This window comes from Methylomonas aurea (genome assembly GCF_024505045.1).
Taxonomy (GTDB): Bacteria; Pseudomonadota; Gammaproteobacteria; order Methylococcales; family Methylomonadaceae; genus Methylomonas; species Methylomonas aurea.
On sequence record NZ_JANIBM010000046.1, the window covers coordinates 20,253 to 27,532 of the forward strand.

General features: G+C 57.4%; 6 protein-coding genes. All 6 read right to left on the bottom strand.

All coding sequences use genetic code 11. The features are described 5' to 3' along the window. Positions 1-144: 144 nt before the first annotated feature. Entirely contained in the window at positions 145-1,185 is a 1,041-nt protein-coding gene (locus NP603_RS19960; RefSeq protein WP_256612616.1) for a zinc-dependent alcohol dehydrogenase, read from the bottom strand. Beyond that, a complete protein-coding gene (locus NP603_RS19965) occupies positions 1,179-1,898 on the bottom strand; it encodes a RibD family protein (protein WP_256612617.1) in 720 nt (239 codons plus the stop codon). The genes NP603_RS19960 and NP603_RS19965 overlap by 7 nt, the downstream gene beginning before the upstream one ends. Next, on the bottom strand, positions 1,876-2,532 hold the full coding sequence (gene ribA / locus NP603_RS19970; protein WP_256612618.1) for a GTP cyclohydrolase II: 657 nt from the start codon (positions 2,530-2,532) through the stop codon (positions 1,876-1,878). Before ribA ends, NP603_RS19965 begins: the two co-directional genes overlap by 23 nt. A 304-nt stretch (positions 2,533-2,836) precedes the next feature. Next, positions 2,837-3,994 carry a pyridoxal phosphate-dependent aminotransferase gene (locus tag NP603_RS19975; protein ID WP_256612619.1) on the bottom strand — a complete coding sequence of 386 codons (1,158 nt, stop codon included), beginning with the start codon at positions 3,992-3,994 and terminating at the stop codon, positions 2,837-2,839. Between the two features lie 490 nt (positions 3,995-4,484). Further along, positions 4,485-5,144 (bottom strand): TetR/AcrR family transcriptional regulator, encoded by a 660-nt coding sequence (locus tag NP603_RS19980; protein WP_256612620.1) that lies wholly within the window; start codon positions 5,142-5,144, stop codon positions 4,485-4,487. A gap of 379 nt (positions 5,145-5,523) precedes the next feature. Then, positions 5,524-6,993 carry an MBL fold metallo-hydrolase gene (locus NP603_RS19985; RefSeq protein ID WP_256612621.1) on the bottom strand — a complete coding sequence of 490 codons (1,470 nt, stop codon included), beginning with the start codon at positions 6,991-6,993 and terminating at the stop codon, positions 5,524-5,526. Between the last annotated feature and the right edge of the window lie 287 nt (positions 6,994-7,280).

Below are 7,280 nucleotides of genomic sequence, written 5' to 3' on the forward strand. Positions count from 1 at the left end.
TTTTCCTGGTATAAGTTGCTGAAAATTGGATTATTAACTCGCCCCTAATTATTTCTGGTATTCCGTTCGGGCCGAGCTAGTCGAAGCCCAAGGTGGAACGCCCTTCGACCAGCTCAGGACGAACGGTATTTCAGGGCCGGGTTATTAGTAAACAAATACCGCCTGCACCACCGACTCGGGGGCTTGATCCAGCAAGCGGTAAAGCTCGCTGGCCGCGGGCAAGTCAAAGCGATGGGTTATCCACTGCTGCGGCTGCAAGCGGCGGATGGTTTGCCAAGCGGTTTCGAAGCGGCGGGCTTTGTCCCAGCGCCCGCTCAAGGCCGGGGCAATTGTGCTGACCTGGCTAGTGATGAACCGGATGCGGTTGCGATGGGCAGCGCCACCCAAGGCGATAGGCGCCGATTTGCTGCCGTACCAACTGCCGATGACGATGCGTCCGCCATAGCCGCACAGATCGATGGCAAGGTTCAACGCTTCCGGCCGGCCGCTGAGTTCGAACAATACATCGGCGCCGCTCAATGCCGGCGCGGCCAGATCGACCGGCAGCCGCAAGTCTTGCTGAATCGTCGCCAGTTCGGTATTGCAATTCGGATCGAAAGCCCTGCTGGCGCCCAAGGCCAGCGCCAGCTCGCGACGCCGGGCAATGGTATCCGCGGCATGCAACTGTGCAAGCGGCACGGCTGCCAGAAGACCGGTCAGCAACAGGCCGACGATACCTTGTCCCAGTACAACGATCCGTTCACCCAGCAACGGCGCGCCGTCGTGAGCCAAGTTGACCGCCGTCTCGGCATTAGCCAAAAACACCGCAGCCTCGGCCGGGATGTCGTCGGGCACCGGCAGCAATTGCTCGGGGGTGGCAATAAAATGGCTGGCATGCGGTTGAAACGAAAACACCTGTTTTCCCAGCCAAGCGGCATCGACGTTTTCCCCTAATTGTGCCACCCGGCCGACGCAGGCGTAGCCGTAGGGCAGGGGATAGGCGGTTGTTTGCCGGAGCGCGGCCAGATTGGCGTCCAGGCTGATGTCGCCGGGCAATTGGCCACGGTAGGCCAGTAATTCGCTGCCGGCGCTGATCGCCGAATATTGAGTTTTGACCAGCAACTTCTTGCCTCGTGGTTCGGGCAACAGTTGCCGACGCAGCTCGACCCGGTGCGGCGCGGTGAACCAAAGCTGATCGGCTAACACGCGATGGCTTTTTCGCGATAATGCAGGCTGCCCCACAAGATCAGATCGTCGCCCAGGCGTTGCGAATGCATGGGCCGGATTTGCGGTAGTTCGCTGGTGCATGTCTGTTCCAGATGGCCGACGCCCTTCAAGCCGCCGACCAGGGTTGGGGCGATGGTCAATATCAGCGCATCGGCGAGGCGGGCTTTGAAAAATGCGGTAATCACTTCGGCGCCGCCTTCCACCATCAAGTTTTTGATGCCCTTACGCCGCAAGTACTGCAATGCGGCGGGCAAATCGACGCGGCCGTGGCGGTCGCCGGGTAGCTGGATGATGTCGGCTTGGCCGGCAAACTCCGCTTCCGCTGTGGCCCGGGTTAGCAGCCAGCAGCGTTTGTCGGCGCGTTGGCACAGGCGCGCCGACGGCGGCGTGCGTAACCGGCTGTCCAGTACGATGGGCTGCGGATTTTTGCCGGGCCATTCCCGGACCGTCAATTGCGGATCGTCGGTCAATACCGTGCCGACGCCAACCAAAATACCGTCGTGCAGGCTGCGCAACTGGTGAGTCAGGCGCAGGGATTCGGCGCCGCTTAAACCCAGGGTTTCGCCGGAACGGGTGGTGATACTGCCGTCCCAGCTTTGCGCATAGCTCAAGGTCACGAACGGCCGGTTGCCCGACGCATGCAGCCGTTGCTGGCCGGTCAGCCATTGTTCAATCTGTCGGTTCAAGCTCATGGATCGGCCGGGCAGGCGTGATGGTTGCGATGGGCGGCAGTTGCAACAGATGCTCCATCCGCTGCATTTTGGTTTGTAGATAAGCGTGGTTGTCGGCGTTGGCCGTTACCTCCAGCGGTTGACGGTCGCTAACGCGGATGCCTTCTCGGCGCAGGGCGTCGATCTTGGCCGGATTGTTGGTTAGCAAACGTACCGACTGGACGCCCAGATCTTCCAGAATCCGCGCGGCCAGCGAATAATCGCGTTCGTCGGCGCCGTGCCCCAATAGCAGGTTGGCGTCCACCGTGTCGTAACCCTGGTCTTGCAGGTTATAGGCCCGCAGTTTCTCCAACAACCCAATGCCCCGGCCTTCCTGGCGCAGATAAACCAATACGCCTTGGCCTTGCCGGGCCAGTAATTGCAGTGAGCGGTCCAGCTGCTCGCCGCAGTCGCAGCGTCGCGAGCCGAGTACGTCGCCGGTGAAGCATTCGGAATGGATGCGGACTAAAACGTCCTCGGCTCCGGAGACTTGGCCGGTCACAAAAGCCAGGTGTTCTTTGCGGTCGACGGTGTTGTTGTAATAACACAGCCGAAATTCGCCGTACTGGGTCGGAATTCGGGTGCTGATGATCTGGGTAACGCCTGGTTTGGACATGTGTTGGTTATTGGTTGCTAGTAACGGCTTGGCGCCAGGTGCGCGAATGGCAGCGCCAACGCTGAATGGCGGCAGCTAAATGCATTGCGCCGAATGCGTTGCCGCTGGGCGATATTCGGTTTAGGAAATCAAATTACATGCCAATCTCAGATTGCTATCGAAATGGGCTTTTGCCGACACCGGCTATGGCGAATTGCTGCTGTGGGTTCAGGGCTTGTTGGCCTGCTGTTGGTATTGGTGCAGCTTGCTGCTGGTGATACAGCGCCGTCGGCCTTGACTTGTTGCAAGTTGCGGTTTACCCGCATCAGCGCCGAAAAACCGATAGGCGTTGAACGGCGTCGTACAAGGTTTCGTCGTCCTTGGCGAAGCAGAATCGGATCAAGCCTTCGCCTTCCGAGCCTTGGTAAAACGACGAGCCCGGCACGCCGGCAACGCCGGTTTGCTCCAATAAAGCCAGTGCGGCGGTCTTGGCATCCGGGTAAGCAAAATGCGAAATGTCGGCCAGCACATAATAGGCGCCTTGCGGCACCAGCGGCGTCAGGCCGGCGGCGGCCAAACCGTCGCAGATGATGTCGCGCTTGCGCTGGTATTGGCTGCGCAGTTTTTCGAAGTATTCCGGCGGCGCGCTCAAGCCGGCGGCGACGCCATGTTGCAGCGGCGACGGCGCGCAAACGTAGAGCAGGTCGTTGACCAGATTGATGGCTTTTGCCAATTCGGGTTTGGCCACCGCGTAACCCAAACGCCAGCCGGTGATGCTGAACGTCTTGGAGAAGCCCATGATGCTGACCGTGCGCTCGGCCAGTCCGGCGATGCTGGCCGGCGAAATATGTTGGCGGCCGTCGTAAGTAATGTATTCGTAAATCTCGTCGGAAATGACCAGCAGATTGTGCTGGCGGGCGACGCGCTCGACAATTGCCAATTCTTCGGTGCTGAACAGCTTGCCGCTGGGATTCGACGGCGTGCAGATCACCACGGCGCGGGTATTGGGTTTGATGGCGGCGGCCAATGCATTCTCCTCCAGACTGAAGGTAGGCGCTGCCAACGTTAGAAATTGCGCTTCCAAGCCTTGCAGCAGGATGGTGTTGAGGTGATAGCCATAGTAGGGTTCGAGCAGCAAGATGCCGTCGCCGGGATTGAACAAGGCGGTCAACGTGGCGGCAAACGCGCCGGTCGTGCCGGCGCTGATGACGATTTGGCTGTCCGGATCGACATCCAGACCGTTGTCGCGTTGTAACTTGCGGGCGATGGCTTGCCGCAACGGCGGGATACCCTCCGAGGCGGTGTAGGTGTTTTGGCCATCCTGAATGGCCTGAATCGCCGCGTCGCGAACCAATGCCGGCGCCGGTAAATCGCCCAGGCCTTGGCCCAGGTTAATGCCGCCGACCCGTTCGCAGGCCTTGGTCATCAGGCGAATATCGGAAGGGAGCAGGTTTTCGATGCGTCTTGAAACGGGAAAAGTCATGTCTGTTTGGCTGGTAAGGTGTTGACTGCCGATTTTATTTAAGTCGGCAACAGCTTACTGGACGCCGGATAGCCCGACAAACGGCAAGAATCGATATCTATTTCGAAAATCAAGAAAACGGCTTGGCGGGCGCGGACAGGGTGTTTTAGCGGACGCCAAGGTGTTTAAGACTCGCGAATTTGTTCGAATTTATCCAGCTGTCTTTTGATCTGGGCGAATTGTCTGGCAAACACGCCTTGCTATCCGTTATCGAAATGGGCAGCAGTTTTAACCTACCGGTATTGGGATAGATTTGACGGTTTTTGTCTACACAGTTTGTCCGCAGCGAGCTTGACCTTGAGCGGCTTTACTTGGCTGATAAAAAGCAAGCCCGGTAGCCATCGGCGGTACGGTCTCGCTGAATGGTTTAAGAAAGCTTGCGCCGATTGCACTTGAAGATCTGCACCAGCCAAAAATCTGGGCGGGCACTGAGAAAACGGTTTCGCGTTATTCAAGCTCGATAGCGTTGCGACAGCATTTGAGTTTGTATGGCTCTAATACCGGCCAGCGAAAATTCGATGACGTGGTTGGTAAAGTCTTCCAGGTATTGACTCTCTATTACCAGAGTCCTGTTTGGCTGGGCGATTTGCAGTTGCTTTAGGCGTAGGACGTGAAAACATTGGCCCATTATGCTGGCATGGCAATAATGCAGCAGGTGTTCGTTGGCGTTGTGGCCCAGACATTCGTGTAACAGGACAAGCATTTCCTGGCGCTGGGGATTGATCTCTTTCTCCAAAATATCGGACAGCAGAAGGGTGGGCTGGGCTATTTCCTTGTGAATGATCGCGAAAGAGTAAGAATCCTCGGCGGCAATGCGGCGGATGATAGAGCGGATGCGCCCCGCCAACCGTTGTTCGGGGGATGCCTGGCGTGGCACGCCGCCGTCTGCGGGATACCGGCTCAACTCTTCGCTGAAAGCATAGCGCCAGGCTTCCAAATACAGGGTTTGTTTGTCGCCAAAGTGGTAATTAACCGCGGCGATGTTAGCTTTGGCCTGCTCGCAAATCTCGGCGATCGTCGATTCTTGGTAGCCGTTTTGAGCAAAGATCCGGCTAGCGGCTTTTAGTAGCCGGGTGCGGGTCAGCGCGGATTTGGTCTTTAAATCAGTCATTGGGCAAACAAACCTTAAATTTGGCAATTCAAATCGTCGCTTGAAACATAACTTGTTCAAAGCAGGAAGTATGCCTTTTCGTTTGGGCTTGAATTCGGCGCATATTTGCGGTTGGGACGGTGCGGCAATGCTGAAATGGCAGCAGGATCTGAAGTTCGGTTGTTGCAGGACTAACAGCTTAGACTCGGCCTAAAAAGCTCTCGCCAGCCAGCTTGGCTACTGAGCCGCTTGCCGGTCAAACAGAGGGAATTACACCCCACGGCAGGCGAGATAAACCAATTTGGATCAGGAAATATCTCGTTCCGTTTTGAAGAACAGGCCGCAAGGAATGGGGCATAGGCAAGCGCATCGGCAAATGGCGATGCGCTTGCAGAAGGGGTCAGCGGGAAGCTTTGCTGATGCCGATGGCGGCGCGCAAGTCGGCCAAAGTAACCACCCGCGGCCCATGCAATGCGGCGATTTGGTTAACGTCGAGTTTCAATTTCTGGATGTTCTGATACAAATTGACCGAGTACGGATTCGGCGAACTCGGTGCCGGGGCGTTGGCGGCCAGCGGCGTATAGGCGTCTGCCTCGACCAGAATTTTTTCTTTGGGCAGGTAAACCGCGACGAAAGCGTCGTTGTGGCTGTTATCCGCCAAGGCGTGAATTTCGATAGTGCGTTTGCCGTCGCTCAACACTTTCTTGCCGGAGAAGCTTTCGAACTTGGCGGCTTTTTTCGAAATCGCCAAGTGATCCGGGTTGATCGCGTGCGGATTGCTCCAGATCTTTTGATAGTAGCTTTGGTTGGGCTCGTGGGTGACGATCGTGGCGCCGGCATCGACAAAAGTCCGCAAGCCACCGGCGTGGTCGAAGTGGGCGTGGGTGTTAACCAGGTATTTGATCGGTTTATTGGGGATGATCTCTTTCAGCTTTTCGATCAGCGCCAGCGAGCGCTCTTCGTTCAGCGGCGCCTCGACCAGCACGATGTGGTCTTTCTGCTCGATCGCGACGCTATGATGCGTGCCGCCGGTCAGATAGTAAACGCCGTCGGCCAATTTACTGGCTGCGACGACGACCGCGGGTTTCTTGGCGGCTTCGGGCGGAATCGGCAAGTCTAACGGCGGATTGGCTTTGACGCCGTTGACGTTAATGTCCAATACCGGAAAGCCGCCGGCCAGGCGGACGATGTGGCTGGGGAATTGGCCGCCATCGAGTTCCTTGTAATCGCTGAATTGGGTTTCGACCAGCGTATCGCCCAGCACCGGATTGTCGATCCAGGTTTTGACGTTGACCAACTGGTTCCGGGCGTTCAAGGTGCCGACGTAGCGGTATTTGCCGCCAACCGTGAAACTGACCTCGGTGTGGTCACCCTGAGTTTCCGCTTTGGCTTGATGCTTCTGCGCCGCGCGTAAAAAGCCTTGCGGGGTGCTCCAGATTTCCGCCGCGCGTTCTTCGCTGGCCGCCGGTTGCGGCGTTATGGTCGGAGTGCTGGCATTGGCGGCTGGCGGCGCCACGTTCCAAGCCACATTACCGCTGACATATTGATCGACTTTTTGCTCGGTCGGCACCGGCCGGTTGCGGCCAGCTTCTATCTCCTGCAAACGGCTGATTTGCACGCGGGCGCTGGCGGTTTCGTAGTTAATGTCCGCGGTGTAGCTTTTCACGGCAAATTGCGGCCACGGTAGATCAGGATTCGGCGCCTGGCCGAACTGATACCAGCGGCCGGTACCGCTGAACTCGATAGATTTGAGCGTATCGACGCCGGCGGCCTCGGCAGCTTGTTTGACCGGGTTTTGATGTAGTGATCCACAGCCGACGGTGGTCAGTGCCACGGTAAAGCTCGCGGCGGCCAATAACGAATTGCGCATGTTTTGCTCCTGAAGGGTGAACGCGGTCGCCGCCGGCTATTTCAAGCGAACCGGCGGCTATATCCAATTTGAGAAAGCTACTATCAGCAAACCCTGTGCCTGGTTGCATTTTGCCAATTTAAGGTTTGACCGTTCGTCCTGAGCGAGTCGAAGGGCGACCGGTTAGCCGCCCTTTAACGGCATTGGTGCTTGGTCAGGGTACGTGGGACTATTTGCCGTTTGTTGCTGGGTTACGTCTGTTGAGTGTTGCTGCGGCGACAGCGCTTGCTGAGAGGGTGTTGGGGAAG

Bases quoted from the DNA above. Each gene is read 5' to 3' on its own strand.
- NP603_RS19965 (WP_256612617.1), bottom strand. From the start codon at position 1,898: ATGAGCTTGAACCGACAGATTGAACAATGGCTGACCGGCCAGCAACGG.
- ribA (WP_256612618.1), bottom strand. From the start codon at position 2,532: ATGTCCAAACCAGGCGTTACCCAGATCATCAGCACCCGAATTCCGACC.
- NP603_RS19985 (WP_256612621.1), bottom strand. From the start codon at position 6,993: ATGCGCAATTCGTTATTGGCCGCCGCGAGCTTTACCGTGGCACTGACC.
- NP603_RS19980 (WP_256612620.1), bottom strand. From the start codon at position 5,144: ATGACTGATTTAAAGACCAAATCCGCGCTGACCCGCACCCGGCTACTA.
- NP603_RS19975 (WP_256612619.1), bottom strand. From the start codon at position 3,994: ATGACTTTTCCCGTTTCAAGACGCATCGAAAACCTGCTCCCTTCCGAT.